The 20261-nt window shown below is 65.7% G+C and carries 20 protein-coding genes and 3 tRNA genes; 11 read left to right on the plus strand and 12 right to left on the minus strand.

Going from position 1 to position 20261, the window contains the following annotated elements:
- Positions 1 to 143 precede the first annotated feature (143 nt).
- Positions 144 to 944 carry a hypothetical protein gene (locus tag DIE15_RS27975; RefSeq protein WP_057930237.1) on the minus strand — a complete coding sequence of 267 codons (801 nt, stop codon included), beginning with the start codon at positions 942 to 944 and terminating at the stop codon, positions 144 to 146.
- Positions 945 to 1180: 236 nt separating this feature from the next.
- Positions 1181 to 2245, minus strand: coding sequence for a glycosyltransferase family 4 protein (locus DIE15_RS27985; RefSeq protein ID WP_026044940.1), 1065 nt, complete (start codon positions 2243 to 2245; stop codon positions 1181 to 1183).
- A gap of 564 nt (positions 2246 to 2809) precedes the next feature.
- Here DIE15_RS27985 and DIE15_RS27995 point away from each other — a divergent pair.
- Entirely contained in the window at positions 2810 to 4639 is a 1830-nt protein-coding gene (locus DIE15_RS27995; protein WP_124834850.1) for an ABC transporter ATP-binding protein, read from the plus strand.
- A gap of 94 nt (positions 4640 to 4733) precedes the next feature.
- Here the strand turns inward: DIE15_RS27995 and otsA are convergent, their stop codons facing one another.
- Together otsA and otsB are read right to left on the minus strand one after the other, a co-directional pair.
- Positions 4734 to 6119 (minus strand): alpha,alpha-trehalose-phosphate synthase (UDP-forming), encoded by a 1386-nt coding sequence (gene otsA, locus DIE15_RS28000; protein ID WP_057930234.1) that lies wholly within the window; start codon positions 6117 to 6119, stop codon positions 4734 to 4736.
- The gene (gene otsB, locus DIE15_RS28005; protein ID WP_057930233.1) at positions 6116 to 6868 is read right to left on the minus strand and encodes a trehalose-phosphatase; all 753 of its coding nucleotides are present in this window, start codon (positions 6866 to 6868) and stop codon (positions 6116 to 6118) included. Before otsB ends, otsA begins: the two co-directional genes overlap by 4 nt.
- Positions 6869 to 7149: 281 nt before the next feature.
- Here otsB and DIE15_RS28010 point away from each other — a divergent pair, with 281 nt between their 5' ends.
- Genes DIE15_RS28010 through DIE15_RS28020 form a run of 3 tightly spaced genes read left to right on the plus strand, consistent with a single transcriptional unit; the run spans position 7150 to position 9126 of the window.
- The gene (locus DIE15_RS28010) at positions 7150 to 7794 is read left to right on the plus strand and encodes an SCO family protein (protein ID WP_057930232.1); all 645 of its coding nucleotides are present in this window, start codon (positions 7150 to 7152) and stop codon (positions 7792 to 7794) included.
- 8 nt (positions 7795 to 7802) lie between these two features.
- Positions 7803 to 8243 carry a copper chaperone PCu(A)C gene (locus DIE15_RS28015; RefSeq protein ID WP_124834851.1) on the plus strand — a complete coding sequence of 147 codons (441 nt, stop codon included), beginning with the start codon at positions 7803 to 7805 and terminating at the stop codon, positions 8241 to 8243.
- A 10-nt stretch (positions 8244 to 8253) separates the two neighbouring features.
- The gene (locus tag DIE15_RS28020) at positions 8254 to 9126 is read left to right on the plus strand and encodes a cytochrome c oxidase assembly protein (protein WP_057930230.1); all 873 of its coding nucleotides are present in this window, start codon (positions 8254 to 8256) and stop codon (positions 9124 to 9126) included.
- Positions 9127 to 9145: 19 nt separating this feature from the next.
- Here the strand turns inward: DIE15_RS28020 and DIE15_RS28025 are convergent, their stop codons facing one another.
- Together DIE15_RS28025 and DIE15_RS28030 are read right to left on the minus strand one after the other, a co-directional pair.
- Positions 9146 to 9637 (minus strand): GNAT family N-acetyltransferase, encoded by a 492-nt coding sequence (locus DIE15_RS28025; protein WP_124834852.1) that lies wholly within the window; start codon positions 9635 to 9637, stop codon positions 9146 to 9148.
- A gap of 126 nt (positions 9638 to 9763) precedes the next feature.
- A complete protein-coding gene (locus DIE15_RS28030) occupies positions 9764 to 10630 on the minus strand; it encodes a pirin family protein (RefSeq protein ID WP_057930228.1) in 867 nt (288 codons plus the stop codon).
- Positions 10631 to 10740: 110 nt separating this feature from the next.
- Here DIE15_RS28030 and DIE15_RS28035 point away from each other — a divergent pair, with 110 nt between their 5' ends.
- The 3 genes from DIE15_RS28035 to DIE15_RS28045 all read left to right on the plus strand — a co-directional run bounded on the left by DIE15_RS28035 (position 10741) and on the right by DIE15_RS28045 (position 13808).
- Complete coding sequence (locus DIE15_RS28035; protein ID WP_057930227.1) at positions 10741 to 11658, plus strand: LysR family transcriptional regulator; 918 nt, start codon at positions 10741 to 10743, stop codon at positions 11656 to 11658.
- A 145-nt stretch (positions 11659 to 11803) separates the two neighbouring features.
- Complete coding sequence (locus tag DIE15_RS28040) at positions 11804 to 12307, plus strand: GAF domain-containing protein (protein ID WP_124834853.1); 504 nt, start codon at positions 11804 to 11806, stop codon at positions 12305 to 12307.
- Between the two features lie 175 nt (positions 12308 to 12482).
- Positions 12483 to 13808, plus strand: a complete 1326-nt coding sequence (locus DIE15_RS28045) for an IS4 family transposase (RefSeq protein WP_124834854.1) — start codon at positions 12483 to 12485, stop codon at positions 13806 to 13808.
- A 50-nt stretch (positions 13809 to 13858) separates the two neighbouring features.
- On the opposite strand, the gene map is transcribed toward DIE15_RS28045, so the two are convergent.
- Together map and DIE15_RS28055 are read right to left on the minus strand one after the other, a co-directional pair.
- The gene (gene map, locus DIE15_RS28050) at positions 13859 to 14665 is read right to left on the minus strand and encodes a type I methionyl aminopeptidase (protein ID WP_057930225.1); all 807 of its coding nucleotides are present in this window, start codon (positions 14663 to 14665) and stop codon (positions 13859 to 13861) included.
- The gene (locus DIE15_RS28055; RefSeq protein ID WP_057930224.1) at positions 14665 to 14901 is read right to left on the minus strand and encodes a ParD-like family protein; all 237 of its coding nucleotides are present in this window, start codon (positions 14899 to 14901) and stop codon (positions 14665 to 14667) included. The genes map and DIE15_RS28055 overlap by 1 nt, the downstream gene beginning before the upstream one ends.
- Before the next feature lie 160 nt (positions 14902 to 15061).
- Between DIE15_RS28055 and DIE15_RS28060 the strand changes: the two genes are divergently transcribed.
- From DIE15_RS28060 to DIE15_RS28075, 4 genes are all read left to right on the plus strand, one after another.
- Positions 15062 to 15718 (plus strand): helix-turn-helix domain-containing protein, encoded by a 657-nt coding sequence (locus DIE15_RS28060; protein ID WP_057930223.1) that lies wholly within the window; start codon positions 15062 to 15064, stop codon positions 15716 to 15718.
- Positions 15715 to 16263: a GNAT family N-acetyltransferase gene (locus DIE15_RS28065; RefSeq protein ID WP_124834855.1), complete on the plus strand. Its 549-nt coding sequence runs from the start codon at positions 15715 to 15717 to the stop codon at positions 16261 to 16263. The genes DIE15_RS28060 and DIE15_RS28065 overlap by 4 nt, the downstream gene beginning before the upstream one ends.
- A gap of 288 nt (positions 16264 to 16551) precedes the next feature.
- Positions 16552 to 17040 carry a hypothetical protein gene (locus DIE15_RS28070; protein WP_057930221.1) on the plus strand — a complete coding sequence of 163 codons (489 nt, stop codon included), beginning with the start codon at positions 16552 to 16554 and terminating at the stop codon, positions 17038 to 17040.
- Positions 17041 to 17419: 379 nt separating this feature from the next.
- Entirely contained in the window at positions 17420 to 18577 is a 1158-nt protein-coding gene (locus DIE15_RS28075; RefSeq protein ID WP_057930220.1) for a DUF4382 domain-containing protein, read from the plus strand.
- A gap of 490 nt (positions 18578 to 19067) precedes the next feature.
- Here the strand turns inward: DIE15_RS28075 and DIE15_RS28085 are convergent.
- The 4 genes from DIE15_RS28085 to pgsA form a co-directional block, all read right to left on the minus strand.
- Positions 19068 to 19141, minus strand: a tRNA-Cys gene (locus DIE15_RS28085).
- Between the two features lie 101 nt (positions 19142 to 19242).
- Positions 19243 to 19318, minus strand: a tRNA-Gly gene (locus DIE15_RS28090).
- 50 nt (positions 19319 to 19368) lie between these two features.
- Positions 19369 to 19444: transfer RNA gene (locus DIE15_RS28095), tRNA-Gly, on the minus strand.
- Between the two features lie 144 nt (positions 19445 to 19588).
- The gene (pgsA, locus tag DIE15_RS28100) at positions 19589 to 20176 is read right to left on the minus strand and encodes a CDP-diacylglycerol--glycerol-3-phosphate 3-phosphatidyltransferase (RefSeq protein ID WP_006757520.1); all 588 of its coding nucleotides are present in this window, start codon (positions 20174 to 20176) and stop codon (positions 19589 to 19591) included.
- Positions 20177 to 20261 lie beyond the last annotated feature (85 nt).

Raw genomic sequence — 20261 nt, forward strand, 5'->3', positions numbered from 1 at the left:
GCCGGGAAATGCGTGCATTTTCCACCTGGGCACTTCGATGCCGTTGGCCCGCGAGGATCCACCTCCTGCTTCTGCTCTCACGTTCACGGGTGGGACGCGTTCATTTCAATTCTCCTTGTCGCCCGCGCGCCGCGCAGGCCTTGTCAGACGATCTGCTTGAGCGCCGCGTCGAGCGCGAGCACCGCGACGCGGTCGCCCTCGGTCGCGAGCGGCGTGCGCATCACGATCTGCCGGTTGTGACCGACGGCCGCCGGCGAATCCCACAGCAGCTCGATCTTCGGCCGCCGGAACAGGCTGCCGCGACGCGGTGGCACGGCCGCCGGCTGCGCGCCCTGCTCGCCTGCGGCGGGCGCGCCGCGGCCGGGCCAGCGCACCGAGAGTTCGCGCGCGTCGTACTGGCCGACCTTGCGGCTCTCCATCCAGACGATCGCGGTACGCGTGAGCGTATCGAGCGAGATCGCATAGCGGCCGACCGCGAAGCGGCGCGCGGCCACGTTGGTGCGCCACAGCGGCCGCGGACGGCACATCCACACGATCGCCGCATACAGCGCCGGCGCGGCGACGAGCCAGCCGTTGGTCGCCGTCACCGCGTGCAGCGCGCGGCGCCAGCCGGCCGCCCACGCGAACGCGCCGATCGACCACACGGCAAACAGGAAACCGATCAGCGCGAAGACCCGCAGCGCCTGGCGCAGCCACTGCGGCAGCGGATGGAACGGGCGCTCGGCGCGCGCGACGGCACCCGGCAGCGCGAGCAGCAGGAAGATCAGCACGAGATAGACGAACGCCCAGGGCGACGACACCATCGCCGACAGCGACGCGCGATAGCCCATCTGGGACATCGAGAACAGCCAGCGCGCGAGCAGCACGAGACCGATCGCGCGCAACGCGAAGATCACGCCGGCGCCGGGGGCCGGTGCTGCGCGCGTGGTTTTCGTTCTCGCCAAGACTGCTCTCCTCTCGATGTTCGTGCGGGGCCGGATTTCACGGCACGGCCATTATAGGGACATTACCGTCTGGACAGACGGCAGGATGGCGTGCCGGACCGCTTCCGCGGCCGTTCGCGGCGTCGGGCGCGGCGAGAATACAACAGATCCGCGCCGCAGATGTGACAACGCCCCGCCGGGGACCCGGACGGGGCGTCGATGATGGCCTCAGCCACAGTGCGGCCGGAGGCCCGGCATCAGCCTGCGTTGACTTCGCGCAGGACCGTGCGGCGCTTCTGGCGCAGCAGTTCCTCGTAGCCCTTCACGTAGTTCTGCGCCATCACCTTCGACGAGAAGCGTGCTTCGAAGGCAGCACGCACCTTCTCGCGGGGCAGCGTATCGAGGCGCTTGAGCGCCGCGACGGCCGACAGCTCGTCTTCGACGACGAAGCCCGACACGCCGTTGTCGATCACTTCCGGCACCGAGCCGCGCTTGAACGCGATTACCGGCGTGCCGCAGGCCATCGCCTCGATCATCACCAGGCCGAACGGCTCCGGCCAGTCGATCGGGAACAGCAGCGCGTGCGCGTTGCCCAGGAATTCGGTCTTTTCCGACTCGCTGATTTCGCCGATGTACTCGACGTGCGGCAGCGCGAACAGCGGCTTGATCTTCTCTTCGTAGTACGCGCGGTCAGCCTTGTCGAGTTTCGCGGCGATCTTGATCGGCAGGCCGGCCTGCTCGGCGATGCGGATCGCGGTGTCGACGCGCTTTTCCGGCGAGATGCGGCCGAGGAACGCGAGGTAGCTCGGCTTCACGTTCGGGATCGGCGTCAGCAGGTTTTCCGGCAGGCCGTGGTACACGGTCGACAGCCAGTTCGCCTGCGGCAGCGGGATGCGCTGGTTGTCGGAGATCGACACGACCGGCACGTCGCTGAATGCGTTGAAGATCGGCTGCAGTTCCGGCAGGTCGAGACGGCCGTGCATCGTCGTCAGATGCGGGACCGGCTGGCGCGAGAACAGCGAGAACGGGTAGTAGTCGATGTGGCAGTGCAGGACGTCGAACTCTTCCGCGCGGCGGCGCACCTGCTCGAGGAGCAGCATGTGCGGGGCCATCACGTCGCGGATCGTCGGATCGAGACGCAGCGCCTGCGGCCAGCACGCTTCGAGCTTCGCCGAGGTTTGCGAATCGCCGCTCGCGAAGAGCGTGACGTCATGTCCCATCTCGACAAGTGCTTCGGTGAGATAGGACACCACTCGCTCGGTACCACCGTAAAGCTTCGGGGGAACCGCTTCGTGCAACGGAGCGATTTGGGCGATTCGCATGCGTAACTCCTAAAAAATCAGCTAAAAACCAGGTATGGGTCGGCAACCTGCCGGCGATCCGGGCTGGATGCATTTCGTCCGAAAATCGGACGAATCAGCCTGCCGGGGGCGTCGAACCCGCGCTGCTCAAGGAGCGTCGGCGACGCGACAGGCTTAGAACGTTTGAAACGAAGACCCGTTGACAGGGGTTCGTAAAAAAACCTGGAATCGAACCCGGAGCCGATTATCTAGGGTTAATCCCAATACGGCGCACGACATTTCAAACACTTTACTTTGTTACAAAGGCGCAACACTTTGCAACCCGCGGACTTGGGCGTCCGTTCTAGAGTGGAAGGCCTTTTTGGCGTTCCGTGTCATCTCGCCACTGCCGGCATGCGATTCCGGCGCGTACGGCAGGACGGGATGCCGGATTTTATCTCAAAATTGAACGCGCGCCCCTGGCCAAGGCAAGATTCGCGCAGCGCAATGCACGGCCTTGTTTACAATGCCGGATTATTCAGTCCGGGCGACCGCCGGCTGCGATCCAGCCGCTCCGCTCAATCACCGAATCACCGCACGCATATTTTGGAATCTCTCACCCCTGCCCAGCGCAACGCCCACAACGCGAAGCTGTCGAGCTACGCGCATCGGCCGATCGCGTTCCTGTTCCGCTACATCCGCCTGCATCCCGTCGCGCACCTCATCGTGCTCTGCAGCGTGCTGGCCGCCGTCGGCTGCGCGCTCGGCTCGCAATACGCGATCAAGCACCTGATCGACGTGCTTGCGACCGGGCGCCATCATCCGGGCCCGCTGTGGAGCGCGTTCGCGCTGCTCGTCGGGCTGATCGCGGCCGACAACCTGCTGTGGCGCGTGGGCGGATGGGTCGCCGCGCACACGTTCGTCGCCGTCACCGGCGACCTGCGGCGCGACCTGTTCCAGTACCTGATCGGCCATTCGCCGACGTACTACTCGGAAAAGCAGCCGGGCACGCTCGCAAGCCGCATCACCGCCACGTCGAACGCCGTCTATACGTCCGAGAACACGATGGCGTGGAACGTGCTGCCGCCGTGCATCGCGGTGATGGGCGCGATCCTGATGATCATCGTCGTGAACCCGCTGATGGCCGCCGGCCTGCTCGGCTGTTCGGCCGTGCTCTCGGTCGTGCTGTTCAAGCTCGCCGGGCGCGGCTCCGCGCGCCATCACACGTTCGCGTCGAAGGCGGCCGCAGTCGACGGCGAGCTCGTCGACGTGATCGGCAACATGGGCCTCGTGCGCGCCTTCGGAATGACGCTGCGCGAACAGAAGCGCTTCAGCGCGACGGTGAAGGCCGAGATGGACGCGCGCCAGCAAAGCCTGCTCTATCTCGAGAAACTGCGGCTGCTGCACGCGGTGATCACCGCGATGCTGTCCGCCGGCCTGCTCGGCTGGGCGCTGTGGCTGTGGGACCAGGGCCGCGCGACCTCCGGCGACATCGTGCTCGTCAGCTCGCTCGGCTTCACGATCCTGCACGGCACGCGCGATCTGGCGGTCGCGCTCGTCGACGTCACGCAACACGTGGCGCGGCTGTCCGAAGCCGTGAAGACGCTGCTCGAGCCGCACGGGATGCCGGACCGCTCCGACGCGCAGCCTCTGTCGGCCAAGGGCGGGCGCGTCGATTTCGAACGCGTGACGTTCGCATATCCGCACCGCCGCGCGATCCTCGACCATTTCGATCTCCATATCGAACCGGGCCAGCGCGTCGGCCTGATCGGCAAGTCGGGCGCCGGCAAGTCGACCGTGCTCGCGCTGCTGCAACGCTTCTACGACACGCAGGACGGCGCCGTGATGGTCGACGGCCAGGACGTGAAGGCGATCACGCAGGACAGCCTGCGCCATGCGATCGCGCTCGTGCCGCAGGACATCTCGCTGCTGCACCGGACCATCTACGACAACATCGCGTACGGCCGCCCCGAGGCGACCCGTGAGGACGTGCTCGCCGCCGCGCGCGACGCCCGCTGCTCGGAGTTCATCGAGGCGATGCCGGAAGGCTATGACACGATCGTCGGCGACCGCGGCGTGAAGCTGTCGGGCGGCCAGCGCCAGCGCATCGCGATCGCGCGCGCGATCCTGAAGGACGCGCCGATCCTGCTGCTCGACGAAGCGACCTCCGCACTCGACAGCGCATCCGAGGAAGCGATCCAGAGCGCACTCGACCGCCTGATGGTCGGCCGCACGGTAATCGCGATCGCGCACCGGCTGTCGACGCTGCGCAACTTCGACCGGATCATCGTGATGAGCAACGGCAAAGTGATCGACGACGGCAGCCCCGACGTGCTGCGCAATCGTCCGGGCCTGTACCGCGACCTGCTCGCGAAGCAGCACGGCCGCCATCACGCGCCCGACGGCACCACGCCGACCGGCGAACGCGCGGCCTGACGCCCGCGGCGCCCAACCAGTAAAAAAGCCGCCGTGCAGTCATGCACGGCGGCTTTTTTCATCGCATCGCGCGACTCGCGAAGCGCAGTGCCGGCTACACCCGCTGCAGGTCACGCAGGAAGTTGTCGCGCCACACCGACACGTTGTTCTCGCGCAGCTGCGCGATCATGTCCGCATAACGCGCGCGCCGCTCGGCGAGCGGCATCGTCAGCGCCTGCGACAGCGCATCGGCCATCCCCTCGATGTCGATCGGATTGACGATCAGCGCGCCTGTCAGTTCGCGCGCGGCCCCCGCGAAGCGCGACAGCACGAGCACGCCCGGATCGTCCGGATTCTGCGCGGACACGTATTCCTTCGCAACGAGGTTCATCCCGTCGCGCAACGGCGTCACGAAGCCGACGCGCGCGAGCCGGTACAGCGCAGCCAGCACCTGCCGGTCGTACTGGCGATGAATGTAGAGGATCGGCGCCCAGTCGAGTTCCGCGTAACGGCCGTTGATGCGCCCCGACTCCGCTTCGAGCTGCAGCCGGATGTCCTGGTATGCACGCAGGTCGGCACGCGTCGACGGCGCGATCTGCAGGAACGACACGCGGTTGCGGATCGACGTCTGGTGCTCCAGCAGCTTCTCGAACGCGCGGAACCGCTCGACGAGCCCCTTCGAATAATCGAGCCGGTCGACGCTCATGATCAGCTGGCGCCCGCGCAGCGACGTCGCCAGCGTGCGCACGGCCTTGCCGTTTTCGCCCGCCTGCGCGAGCGCCGCGATCTCGTCCGGGTACACGCCGATCGGATAGGCGGCTGCGCGCAGCGTGTTGCCGAACGCGCTCACACGCACCGTGTGCCCTTCGCGCGCCACCTCGCCGCCGGCCTCGAACGCGATGTAGTCGCAGAACGCGCGCAAGTCGGGCTCGGTCTGGAAGCCGAGCAGATCGAACGCGCACAGCGACTCGACGAGCTCGCGATGCGGCGGCACGTTGACGAGCACCTGCGCGGCCGGAAACGGGATGTGCAGGAAGAAGCCGATGCGGTTCTTCACGCCGGCCGCTCGCAGCGCACGCGCGAACGGGATCAGGTGATAGTCGTGCACCCAGATCACGTCGTCGTCCTGCAGCAGCGGCACGAGCTGCTGCGCGAGCCAGACGTTCACGCGACTGTAGCCTTCGAACTCGTGGCGGTCGTACTGGATCAGGTCTGCACGGTAATGGAACGCGGGCCACAGCGTCGCGTTCGAGAAACCGCGGTAGTACTGGTCGTAATCGCGGCGCGACAGCCCGACGGTCGCGAACGTCACGGGGCCGCGCTCCTCGATGCGGATCTGCGGCTGCGGCGCACCGGACGCGACCACCTCGCCGCTCCAGCCGAACCACATCCCGCCCGTCTCCTTCAGCGCGTCGTAAACGCCGATCGCGAGGCCGCCCGCCGCCGGCTCGCCTTCCGAAATCGGCGCGACACGGTTTGAAACGATGATGAGTCGGCTCATGCGCCCGGCTGCTCCGCGCCAAGCCAGCGTGCGATCTGCGCGTGCAGCACGTCGACCGAGTCGAGCCGCATGCGCGCCGACGTCTCGCCCGCGCCGATCTTGATCGACAGGCCGCCACGCGCGTTGACCACCGCGAAGCCCTTCTCGTCGGTCAGGTCGTCGCCCGCGAACAGCGGCACGCGGCCCGCGAACGGCGGCTCGTCGAGGAACGCGGCCAGCGCGCGCCCCTTGTCGACGCCCTTCGGCTTGATCTCGAACACCATCTTGCCGGGCTGCAGGACATACGCATCCGCATATTCGGCGACGAGACGCTCGGCCGCTTCGCGCGCAGCCGGCTCGCGCTCGGGCGCGTTGCGGTAGTGCAGCGCGACGGCCGCCCCCTTGATTTCGAGCAGCATGCCCTGATGACGGTCGACGACGGCCGCGAGTTCGCGTTCGATGCGCAGCAGCCGTTCGTCGTTGAAGCCGATGCGCTGTGTGTCGCCGTTCGCGTCGCGGCGTTCGGCGCCGTGCAGACCCGCGATCGGCAAGTCCGGCATGTTCAGGAACGTGTCGAGGTTGTCGATGCCGCGACCCGACACGACGGCGACCGCGCCGTGCGAGCGGCGCCGCAGTTCATCGAGCAGCGTCAGCAGCGACGGCGGCACGTGAATGCTGTCGGGCGTCGGCGCCAGCTCGACGAGCGTGCCGTCGAAGTCGAAAAAGAACGCGGTATCGGTCAGGGACAGGGAAGCCGGAACGGATTGCATCGATTCGATAGCCTGAGGAGCGGCCGGCAAACGCGGGCCGCCGCTGCGAGAAGGGAATTGTGCGCATCTTACCGCGCCTGCGTACCGAGATGGGCGAAACCGGCGCAGGGCCGACGTCACGCCACCGTCCGCGTCAACTGCGACATATTGCCCCGCTCGCCCGTGCCGTACGGGTTTCGAAAGGACGCGGGCGCGGGAATTGCGCTACAGTCGGCACCGCCGGCCGCGCGACGCATGGCGCCGCGCCGGCCGGCGACCGTTCCGTCCGATCGAGCCCTAGGATGTCGTCTGCCCGTCCCGCGCCGCACCGGCGCCTCTTCAGCTTCACCCGCTTCGTCCGCGCCGCCGCGGCGCTGACCGCCGCCGTCGCACTTGCCGCCTGCACGCACGACGAGCCGAACTGGCACCTGACCAACGTCACGGGCCACCTGCCCGACCTGTCGTTCACGCTGACCGGCGGCGACGGCCACCCGGTCGACGCGAGCGCATTTCGCGGCCGCGTCGCGCTCGTCTACTTCGGCTACACGCACTGCCCGGACGTCTGCCCCGAAACGATGGCGCGACTGATGGAAGTGCTCGCGAAGCTCGGCCCGCAGGCGAACGACGTGCGCATCCTGTTCGTCTCGGTCGATCCCGCCCGCGACACGCCACCGGCGATGCAGTCGTACGTCGCCGCGTTCGATGCCGCGCACGCCCGTGGCCTCACCGGCACCGACGGCCAGATCGAATCGCTCGCGAAACGCTATCGCGTCGCGTACCAGATGGAAAAACGCGATCCGTCCGGCGGCTACGAGGTCACGCACAGCTCGGCCGTCTACATCTTCGACGCGAACGGCCGAGCGCGTTTGCTCGCGACCGACCGCGATTCGCCCGACGCCATCGCCGCCGATGTGCGCCGGATCATCGACACTGCCTCCACCACCTGAACCCCGACATGAAGACGCCCCTCAAGACGTTCGCCCTCCTCGCCGCGCTGTGCACCGGCGCGCACGCCTACGCCGCCGGCGCGATCACCGCGCAGAATGCATGGGTGCGCTGGCTGCCGAACCAGCTGCCCGCGGGCGGCTACGTGACGCTCGTCAACACCGGCGACAAGCCGGTCGACCTCGTCGACGTCGACAGCCCCGACTACGGGATGGTGATGCTGCACCAGACCGTGTCGAACGGCTCGACGCAGAAGATGGAAATGGTCGACAAGCTGACGATCCCCGCGCGCGGCAAGGTCGACATCGCGCCGGGCGGCTATCACTTCATGCTCGAGGAACCGAAGCACACGATCAAGCCCGGCGACACCGTGCGCCTGCGCCTGAAGTTCTCCGACGGCGAAACGGTCGACACGCCGTTCGCCGTGAAGTCGCCGGCCCAGGCGAAGTGATGCGCGCGCGATGAACGTCCTGTACTGGCTCGATCCGTGGGAACCGTCGCCGACCGTGGTCATCGCGGTGCTGACGGCCGCCGTGCTGTTCGCGCGCGGCGTGAAGAAGGCGAAGGTGTCGCCGCTGCGGCAGTTCTCGTTCTGGCTCGGGCTGACGGCGCTCTATATCGCGCTGCACACACGGCTCGACTACTTCTTCGAGCACGAGTTCTTCATGCACCGTGCGCAGCACCTCGTGCTGCATCACCTCGGTCCGTTCTTCATCGCGCTGGCCTACCCGGGCGCGGCGATCCGCGCGGGCATTCCGTTTCGCTGGCGACAGCGCTTCGTGCGCCCCGCGCTCGCGTGGGCGCCCGTGCGCGCGACGCTCGACGTGGTGTTCCATCCGGTCGTCGCGGTCGTGCTGTTCGTCGGGCTGATCTATTTCTGGCTGCTGTCGCCCATCCACTTCGTCGCGATGCTCGACTGGCGCCTGTATCGCGTGATGAACTGGAGCATGGTGATCGACGGGCTGCTGTTCTGGTGGCTCGTCGTCGATCCCCGTCCCGCGCCGCCCGCGCGACTGTCGCCGGGCCGCCGGATCCTGATCGTCGTCGCGGCGATCCCGCCGCAGATCGCGCTCGGCGCGCTGATCTTCTTCACGCCGCACGAGCTGTATCCGATCTACTCGATCTGCGGACGCGCGTTCACGTGGCTCAGCCCGCTGCGTGACCAGCAGATCGGCGGCTTGCTGCTGTGGATTCCGGGCTCGATGATGAGCGTGATCGGCGCGCTGATCGCGCTGCGGCACTGGTTGCGGCTGTCGGCACGCGGCCGTCTGATCGACGAGCGGGCTACCGCCCGGCGCGCTCAACGCCCGTCGGTGACGCCCGCCGCCCGCTGACGGCACGGCGCGCCGCGCATCAGCCGCGTGCGCGGGTCATCCACACGTGCGGGATGCCATCCTCATCGTGCACGTCCGAGCTCGGCGTGAAGCCGAATGCCCCGTAGAAGCGCTGCAGATGGGCCTGCGCATGCAGGCTCACCTGCGTATCCGGCCACTGCGCACGGATGTGCTCGAGCGCGCGCGATATCAGCGCGTTGCCGAGACCCGCGCCGCGAAACGCAGCGCTCGTCAGCACGCGGCCGATGCGCACGTCGGTGTTCCGCGCATCCGGCAGCAGCACGCGCAGGTAGCCTGCGACGCGGCCCGTCGCATCGTACGCGGCCAGGTGCCATGCGGCCTGGTCCGCATCGTCGATGTCGCGATATACGCAGTTCTGCTCGACGACGAACACGGCGCTGCGCGCTTCCAGGATCGAATAGATTTCACGCGCCGTCAGCGCGTCGAAGGATTTCCAGCGCCACTCGAGATCGTCGGCGCGCGGGGATGCGGCAGGTGCGGAAGCGTTCATGGTCGGTCCTGATTCGGGCGCGCCGGCCGGCGCGCGGCAACCGTCGATTATGCCTCGAAGCACAAGCGGCACGCGACCGCCCTGCCGCGTATGGAAAAAAGCCCCGCATTGCGCGGGGCCTGTCCGTCAGGCCTGCATCCGGCCGAAGCGGCCGTTGTTGAAATCGTCGATCGCGGTCCGAATTTCCTCTTGCGAGTTCATCACGAACGGCCCGTAACCGACGACCGGCTCATCGATCGGCTCGCCGCTCAGGATCAGCAGCTTGGCGTCGCCGTTCGCTTCGATCTCGACGTCGCGCCCGTCGCGGCTCAGTTGCACGAACTGCGCTTCGCGGGCAACCGTCTCGCCGTTCACCAGCAGCGTACCGCTCAGCACGACCACCGCGAGCGTCCGGCCTTCGGCGACCGGGAACCGCGCACGACCGCCGGCTGCGAGCCGCACGTCCCACACGTCGATCGGCGTGTGCGTGCGGGCCGGGCCGCGCCGCCCGTCGAATTCGCCCGCGATGATCCGCGCGCGACCCGCACCGTCCGGCAGCTCGACCACCGGGATGTCCGCGTTCAGCAGCGTCTGGTAGCCGGGCTCGCCCATCTTGTCCGCGGCAGGCAGGTTCACCCACAGCTGGACCATCTCAAGCGGACCGCCACGCTTCGTGAAGGCTTCCGAGTGGAATTCCTCGTGCAGGATCCCGCTCGCGGCCGTCATCCACTGCACGTCGCCGGGGCCGATCACGCCGCCCGCGCCGGTCGAGTCGCGGTGCGCGACTTCGCCGTCATAGACGATCGTCACCGTTTCGAACCCGCGGTGCGGATGCTGGCCCACCCCGCGCGGTGCCGAAGCCGGCTCGAAGTTCGCAGGACCTGCGTAGTCGAGCAGCAGGAACGGGCTCAGGTGCGCCCCGTGAGACTGATAGCTGAACATCGAACGCACCGGGAAACCGTCGCCGACCCAATGGCCGCGCGGCGCACTGTAGACACCCTGGATCTTCTTCATTTGCCTTCTCCGAATTGCGGCGAAACACGTGTTTCGCATCATGGATATGAATATAGAGGTAGGACGATCGATCCGGTAGACTGCCAAAATCGCACTCAGCGTTCTATTTGATGAACGATAAAGAACGGGATCTGAACGATCTCTATTACTTCGTGCAGGTAGTCGAGCACGGCGGCTTCGCGCCGGCCGGGCGCGCGCTGAACATGCCGAAATCGAAGCTGAGCCGCCGCATCGCGCTGCTCGAGGCGCGGCTCGGGATGCGGTTGATCCAGCGCTCGACGCGCCGTTTTACCGTCACCGACGTCGGCCAGACCTACTACGCGCACTGTCGCGCGATGCTCGTCGAAGCGGACGCCGCCGACGAGGCGATCGCGCTGCTGCACGAGGAGCCGCGCGGCATTGTGCGCGTCAGTTGCCCGGTCGTGCTGCTCGATTCGCTGGTCGGCACGATGATCGCCGCATTCATGGTCGCGTGTCCGCGCGTCGAGATTCACCTGGAGGCGACCAACCGGCGCGTCGACGTCGTCGGCGAAGGGATCGACGTCGCGATCCGTGTGCGCCCGCCGCCGCTCGAGGACAGCGATCTCGCGCTGCGCGTGCTGGCCGAGCGCGGCCAGTGCCTCGTCGCGAGCCCCGCGTTGCTGCGCGAGCTCGGCATGCCGGCCGTCCCTGCCGACCTGACCCGCCTGCCGAGCCTCGATCACGGTGTGCCACAGGCCGCGCACGTATGGCGGCTGCGCGGCCCCGACGGCGCGCACGCGGAAATCCACCACCAGCCGCGCCTCGTGACGGGCGGCATGCTCGCACTGCGCGCGGCGGCCGTCGCGGGGGTCGGCATCGTGCAGTTGCCGACGATGATGGTGCGCGACGAAATCGCGCGCGGCGAACTGGTGACCGTGCTGCCCGACTGGGCGCCGCGCCGCGAGATCGTCCACGCGGTGTTCGCGTCGCGGCGCGGGCTGCTGCCCGCGGTGCGCGCGTTGCTCGATTTCCTGGCCGAACGGTTCGCCGAGCTCGAACCCGATTGAGCGGCGTCGCCGGCACCAGCACGGCGCGTTCGGCATCGCACCCCGCGAACCGGACGCTGCAGACAGTCCGCGCGTGCCGTAGACTGCGGGACGCGCATCGCGCTTTTCACAACCCGCCGTTCACCACCCTTATCGCATTTCAGCCATGTTCACGCTGTCCAACGACCCTCACGCCTCCAAGGCCGAACACTATGCGACGCTCGTCGAGCAGGCGCGCGCGCTCGTCGAATCGGAACGCGACCTGACCGCGAACGCCGCGAACTTCGCCGCGCTCGTCTATCACTCGCTCGACCGCCTGAACTGGGCCGGCTTCTATTTCTTTGACGGATCGGAACTCGTGGTCGGCCCGTTCCAGGGCAAGCCCGCGTGCGTGCGGATCGCGCTCGGCAAGGGCGTGTGCGGCACGGCCGCGCAGACGCGCGAGACGCAGGTCGTGCGCGACGTGCATGAATTCCCCGGCCATATCGCCTGCGATGCCGCGTCGCAATCGGAAATCGTCGTGCCGCTGGTGGCCGCCGACGGCACGCTGATCGGCGTGTGGGACGTCGACAGCCCCGTCGCGGCGCGTTTCGACGACGAGGACCGCAACGGGATGGAAGCGCTGTGCCGCGTGTTCGTCGAACACGCGTGGCAGAAGGCACGCGGTTGAGCAGCGTTGCGCTGCCGGTCGCGGCGGTAGAGACGGCCGCCTCCTGATCGCGCCGCGCGACTGCAAATGACACGGGCCCCGCGACGGGTAATGCCGTTCAGTTAAGCAACTGAACGGCATTTTTGTTGGAGCGGGCAGTTGTAAACGCTGCGCGGAGGTGTTAACTTTCGGCGCGATGCTTTCCAGCCACCTGACCTATCTGAGCGCCGCCCAACATCCGACGCCGGACCTGAGCCGGCTGGCGGAGCATTTGCCCCACGAGTGGGTCGAGCATGCGATTGAAGCGACGGGAGCCGCGAGCATTCGTCGTCGGCGCCTGCCGGCCGAACACGTGGTTTGGCTGGTGATCGCCTTGGCCATGTACCGGCACTGGTCAATCAATGAGGTGCTCGACAGTCTCGATCTGGCGCTACCCAACGAGCTCGCCCCCTTCGTCAGCAAGAGCGCCGTGGCACAGGCCCGCCAGCGTGTGGGTGAAGCGCCTCTGGCATGGCTGTTCGAACGCACAGCAGGGGCATGGACCACGCAGGACGCGGCACGCCATACCTTCAAGGGTCTTAGTCTGTGGGCAATGGACGGCACCACGCTGCGCACGGCCGACAGCCCGGCCAATCGTGAGCACTTCGGTGCGCAACGCTACGCCAGCGGCAAAGTGGCCAGCTATCCGCAAGTACGAGCGGTGACGCTAACTGCCATCCCGACGCATCTGGTGGCCGATATCAATTTCGGTGCCTATGGCACCAACGAGATGGTATACGCCCAGGATCTGCTGCCGCAGATACCCGACCATTCACTGACGGTATTCGACAAAGGCTTTCTGGCCGCTCGCATCCTGTGCTGCCTGACGATGAATGGGCACAACCGCCACTTCCTGATTCCGGCCAAATCCCATACCCGATGGGACGTGATCGACGGCACGCCGGACGATGCGACAGTGCGCATGCGCGTGTCCCCGCAGGCGCGCAAACAATCCCCTGAACTGCCGGAGTTCTGGCTGGCCCGTGCGATTCGTACGATCGATGCATGCGGGCGCGAACGCGTGCTACTGACCTCGCTGGATGATCGCCAACGCTTCAAACCGGCCGATATCGTCGCCTGTTATGGGCGCCGCTGGCAGATCGAAACCAGCTATCGGGAATTAAAGCAATCGATGCTTGGCACGGAGCTGACTTTGCGCAGCCGGACCGTTGAAGGGGTCTATCAGGAGATCTGGGGCGCATTGATCGCCTACAACCTGATTCGCCGCGAAATGGCCACTGCCGCATGGCAGGCGAAACTCGATCCGACCGATATCAGCTTCGTACGAGCGTTCCACGTCTTCCAGCACGAAATGATGTGGGCTGCCGTGACCCCAGCGTTCGGCAAGATACCTGCGTGGCTCGATCGCCTGCACGCTCGCCTTGCGTTCGAGACCGTGGAAAAACAACGGGGGCGTGAATGCCCCCGTGTGGTTAAAGCACGACCCAAGCGTTACGCCGTTCGGCACATCAAAGTCCCTTAACTGAACGGCATTACCCCGCGACGGGGCCCGTTTTCGTTGACCGCCGCGCGTCAGGCCGCGTGCGTACCGGAAAGCGCCGCGAACGCCGGCGGCGTCACGTCGTCCGACAGGATCTCGAAGCCCTGCTCCGTCACCACGACCATGTGCTCCCATTGCGCGGACAGCGAGTGATCCTTCGTGACGACCGTCCAGCCGTCCGCCAGCACACGCGTATCGCGCTTGCCCGCATTCAGCATCGGCTCGATCGTGAAGATCATCCCCGGCCGCAGCGGCACGCCGGTGCCCGGACGGCCATAGTGCAGCACCTGCGGCTCGTCGTGGTACACGTCACCGATCCCGTGCCCGCAGTACTCGCGGACCACGCTGAACCCTTCGCGATGCGCGACCTGCTGGATCGCATAGCCGACATCGCCGAGCGTCGCGCCCGGACGAACCGCGCGGATGCCCGCATGCATCGCCTCATAGGTCGTCGCGACGAGGCGCCGCGCCAGTTCGCCCGGCTCGCCGACGAAGTACATGCGGCTCGTGTCGCCGAACCAGCCGTCCTTGATCACCGCGATATCGAGATTCACGATGTCGCCGTCACGCATCGGCCGCGACGACGGAATGCCGTGACAGACCACGTGGTTGACCGACGTGCACAGGGTTTTCGGATAACCGTGGTAGCCGATGTTCGCCGGGATCGCGCCGAGCACGTCGACGATGTATTCGCGGCAGCGCGCGTCCAGTTCGTCAGTGGTGACACCCGGCTTCACGTGCTCGGTGATCATCGTCAGCACCTGGGACGCGAGCTTCGCAGCCTCGCGCGACTTGGCGATTTCCGCGGCGCCGCGGATCGGGATTTCGCGCTTCGCCATTACGCCACCTGCTCGATGCCGTGAGCCACCGACTCCGTCGGACCCGTATCGCCGCCGCGCGCTTCGATCTCGATCAGCATCCGGCAGATATCGCCGTAGGACAGCGACGGATTGAGTTCCGACAGCATCCCGACGCGCAGCCAGTGTTCTGCCTGCGCATTGATCGAACGGCTCAGCGCGGTACTGGTCGAGCGCAACCGTTCGTGCATGTGCTCGGATATCTTGATGATTCCCATATGTCTCTAATTAAACGAAATGTAGTCGTTTTGTATATTACGCTTGACCCCGCTGCCGGGCAAGCGCTCGGCCGCGAGCGAATCGCCGATCCGAGACAGCCAGCATCCCGCTGAAATCTCGTTGACTTCAAATTCCAGTTTGCTGGAAAATAAATCCATCATGCAAGAATCAACCCAGCCCCCCGCCGACGACACCGGCATCAACGAACGCATCGCCCGGCGCGTGCGCGACTTGCGAACGCTACGAGGCTACACGCTCGATGCCCTCGCCGCGCGTTCCGGCGTCAGCCGTTCGATGATCTCGCTGATCGAGCGTGCGGCGGCGAGCCCGACGGCCGTCGTGCTCGACAAGCTCGCGGCCGGTCTCGGCGTGTCGCTGGCCGGGTTGTTCGGCGGCGATCGCGACGACGCATCCGCGCACCCGCTGGTACGGCGCGCGCAACAGACGGAATGGCGCGATCCGGCGTCAGGTTACGTGCGGCGCAATCTGTCGCCGCCCGGCTGGCCGTCGCCGATCCAGCTCGTCGAGGTCGATTTCCCGCCCGGCGCGCGCGTCGCGTACGACTCCGGCGGGCGCGAAAGCGCACTGCATCAACAGGTGTGGGTCATTCATGGACGTGTCGACGTCACGTTCGGCGACCAGCTTCACGAACTTCACGCAGGCGACTGTCTGGCGATGCGCGTCGATCAGCCGCTGATTTTCAGCAACCCGTCGTCGCAGGCCGCGCGCTATGTCGTCGCGATCTGCGATGTCTCAGCCACCGGCGCGCGGAGTGTGTCATCCGTTCAAAGCCGACCGGCGCAGGAGCCCATATGAATTCCCCGAAACAGCGCGACGACGTGCGCCTGATCGATTGCAGCGAGGCCGAGCATGCCGTGGCCATCCTCGAGATCCTGAACGATGCGATCGTGAACTCGACCGCGCTCTACGACTATCAGCCGCGCCCGCCGGAAGCGATGGTCACGTGGTTCGCGACGAAGCGCGCCGCCGGTTTTCCGATCGTCGGCGCAGTCGATGAATCGGGCACGCTGGTCGGTTTCGCGAGCTGGGGCACGTTCCGCGCGTTTCCGGCGTTCAAGTACACGGTCGAGCACAGCGTCTACGTCCACCGCGACCATCGCGGCCGCGGGCTCGGCGAACTGCTGCTGCGCGAACTGATCCGGCGCGCGCGCGAAGCTGACGTGCACGTGCTGGTCGGCTGTATCGACGCGACCAACGGCGGCAGCGTCGCGCTGCATACGCGCCTCGGTTTCGTGCACTCGGGCACGATCACCGAAGCGGGATTCAAGTTCGGCCGCTGGCTCGATGCGGCGTTCTATCAGCTCAGGCTCGACACGCCCGCGCAGCCGGTCGATGGCTGACCGGGATCGCTGAACGTTCGGCGCGCTCACGGCGACGCGGGCAATGCATACGGCCCGCGCCGCTACCATCACCGCCCTCGCCGCGACAACGCGCGATCAAGCCATCGCACCGCGCTGTCGCCACACCTTCAGGCTTTCCATACACATCCCGGGCCCCGGCCCCGCACCTTCGCCCCGTGACGACGCGTGTGACGTTCGCCGCATTCTTGCGTGAGAACGGCAGCGATACGGTATTCCCCAGCGGCCGCAGTGCGGTCGCATCCCGATCCATCACTTGGAGGATGCCGTATGAAAACGCCCCATGCCCTGCCGCACCATCCCCGAACGCGACACGACGCCGGCCTCGCGCGACGCGCGGCCCGATGCGTTGCGTGGTCGCTTGCCGCCATCCCGCTTTTCTGCGGACAAGCGTTCGCGGCCGGCGCGTGTCCGACGCCGTTTACGTTGAGCGGCAACACCGATCTGCTGTGGAGGGAAGTCACCAACAACCAGTGGCGCAACATGCTGCCGCGCGGCTGGACCGACAACGGTTTTCACTTCTACAGCCGGGTGCGCAGCCGCGGTCCGGAGAACGGCATCAACACGCCGTCGGACCTCGAGTCCGAAATCCGCAAGCAGAGCTCCGACGAACCGGCCGGCGGCAACAACCCGAATCGCCGGGCAATCACGCTGCCGATCGTGAACAGCAAGGGCCAGCATCTGCTCGCGATTTACGACTACGACGGCAAGAGCACGTCGAAGTGCGAACTGGTGACATTGACATATCCGGCGGAATAGGACGGGACGCGCCGATGAAGCGCGGAAGAAGGGAAAACCCCGCGGAAGCGGGGCTTTCCCTTCTTGCATGGAGACGAGCCTGCGCATCCCCAGGCTTCACCGTCACGGCGGATCGACGCGGCTTCAACGCCGCTATCGCGCAAACGGTTTTCAAACTCGAACTGGATGCCGACGACCGGATCGGTGCGTTCGGCGTCACAAGACTCGCACGAAACAATTGTGCTCACCGTATGCCTGGTTCGCTCCTGATCAGCATCAATCCCGATAAGAACTTACCAATCGAACGAAATGTTACCGTTCGTTTCAAACATACCCAAATAATCAACCGGAGTACCACTATTCTTCCGTCACCCACAATAACACCCACAGGGGGTGACATATGAATAACATAATCAAGAGCGTCCTTTGCGCCGCATTCGTGCCGTTCGTTCTCGCGGGTTGCGGCGGCGGCGATGACGGCGGCAGCGTGCAGACCGGCACGCTGCATGTCGCAATGACGGATGCGCCTTCATGCGGGTTCGACCACGTCTACGTGACCGTCTCGCAGGTTCGCGTCAACGGGAATGCGAATGCTTCCGATAACGATGCCGGCTGGTCGACGATTACGCTGGCGACACCGCAAAAGATCGATCTGCTGTCACTCACCAACGGCGTGCTCGCCGATATCGGCCAGACCGCACTGCCGGCTGGCCAGTATCAGCAAGTCCGACTCGTTCTCGCGCCGAACCAGGGCAACAACCTCGCGAACTCCGTCGTCCCGACGGGCGGCACGGAACAGGCGCTCGCGACACCGAGCGCGACGCAAAGCGGCTACAAGATCATCCAGCCCTTCACGGTTCAACCGAACACGCTCGTCGACCTCGTGCTCGACTTCAACGCGTGCAAGTCGATCGTCCAGCGCGGCAACGGCACGTTTGCGCTGAAGCCGGTCGTCACCGCGATCCCGACCGTCGTGAGCGGCGCGATCTCCGGCTATGTCGCATCAGCCGAAGCCGGCGCGACGGTGTATGCGGAACAAGGTGGCAAGGTGGTCCGCGGCACGGTTGCCGACAGCACCGGGAAGTTCGTGCTGTCGCCGCTGATCCAGAGCTCGACGCAAGGTAACTACGACGTCGTAATCGTGCAGAACAATTTCGCGTCGGGTATCGTGCGCTCGGTCCCGGTCGTGGTGAACACAACCACGGCGGTCTCGGCATCGAACACCCCGATCACGCTGCCGGCCTCGACGATGAGCACGGTCAGCGGCACGGTAACCGCAAGCGCCGATGCGTTCGTGCGCGCATTGCAGACCGTCGATGCCAATGCGTACGAGATCACGTCGATCAACGCGAACATGGATACGGGCGCGTATGCGCTCAACGTGCCCACTGCCGCGCCGATCGTCGGCACTTACTCGGGCTCGCTGCCGGTCGCCCTGGCTGCCTCGCCGGCCGCCGCGGCACAATATACGATCGAGGCTGACGCAGCGTCGGGCGCAACGCAATCGACGAACGTCAATGCAACGACCAGCCAGTCGAACGTCAATTTCAGTTTCTGACGCGTCGTCAGCATCATCGAAAGGGCCGCGAGGCCCTTTCCTCAATAACGGGAGAACGAAGTGAAGAAAGGGGTTATCGCATTGCTCGCCGCGGCGAGCGTGGTCGGCGCGCTGAGTGGGTGCGTCGCATACGTTCCGGGTGCGCCGGTCGTCGTCGCACCGCAGGGAGGCCCAGGCAACGGATTCTGCCCGCCCGGACAGGCGAAGAAAGGTAATTGCTGAGTACACGAGGCCCGCGAACAGCGGGCTTTTTTCATCCGCGTCAGCCCGCTGAAACGCGTCCGTCCCACTGCCGATGGAATGTGCCATGCGGATGACAATTGGACGCTCGTTCATTACAGCTCGATTGCCAATTTACCGATCTATGGGTGGTCGGCATTGGCTTTTGGGTTGGGTAGAGGCGACTTGCTACCACTTCAGGAGACGCATTTCCAGCATTGGAAACGTGCGAAAAAAAAGCCCCGCCGAAGCGGGGCTTTTCTTTTCTTGCTGGAGGCGCGAGCCGGAGTCGAACCGGCCTAAACGGCTTTGCAGGCCGCTGCATAACCGCTTTGCTATCGCGCCAAAAGCGGACTGTCCGGATGCCATGAAGGCAAGCGACAGATTTTTTATTCGAGGACCATCAGTCCATCAAATAAAAAGGGAAGCGTGGCTTCCCCATTACTTGGAGCGGGAGACGAGTCTCGAACTCGCGACCTCAACCTTGGCAAGGTTGCGCTCTACCAACTGAGCTACTCCCGCATTGTCCTGCACCTGCAGCGCTTTGCCGTACAACACGCTGCCAGAAAATCTGGAGCGGGAGACGAGTCTCGAACTCGCGACCTCAACCTTGGCAAGGTTGCGCTCTACCAACTGAGCTACTCCCGCGTATTGCTGCGCTACTGCTTCCCCGTCACACACTTACTTCGCCGTGCAGCGGAGAAGCGAGATTATGTCGAAGGCACATTCGTATGTCAAGGGCTTTTCCAGCCCTTTTTCCAAAAAACCTGCGCGATCGACTGGGGGTGCCGGTCATGCGCCGCCGCGCTCGCGGATCTGCGGCCATGCGAGCTTCATGTAGTACAGCATCGACCAGATCGTCAGCACCGCCGCGAGATACATCAGCCACTCGCCCCACACGCGCGTGTCGATCGTCGCGATGCCGAGCGGTAGCGGGCCGTAGTACAGCAGCATCGGGATCGCGACCATCTGGCATGCGGTCTTGAACTTGCCGAGCTGGTTCACCGCGACGCTCTTCGACGCGCCGATCTGTGCCATCCATTCGCGCAGTGCGGAAATCGCGATCTCGCGACCGACGATCACCAGCGCGATCGCCGCATCGACCCGCGAAATCTGCACGAGGATCAACAGCGCGGCCGTCACCATCAGCTTGTCCGCGACCGGATCGAGGAATGCGCCGAACGACGACGTCTGGTTCCACTTGCGTGCGAGAAACCCGTCGAACCAGTCGGTCAGCGCGGCGAGGATGAAGATCGCCGCCGCCGCGAGGTTGCGGTGCGCGCCGCCCATCACCGTGTCCGGCAGATAGAACACGCCGACGACCAGCGGAATCAGCACGATCCGTACCCACGTCAGGAAAATCGGGAAATTGAACGGCATGGCATGCGGGTCAGTAAAGGATTCGCAATTGTGCCGTGTCGACCGGCCTGCCACAAGAACGCGAGAATGCAAGAACACGCTCAGG

The organism is Burkholderia sp. Bp9031, assembly GCF_003857965.1.
Classification (GTDB): domain Bacteria; phylum Pseudomonadota; class Gammaproteobacteria; order Burkholderiales; family Burkholderiaceae; genus Burkholderia; species Burkholderia ambifaria_A.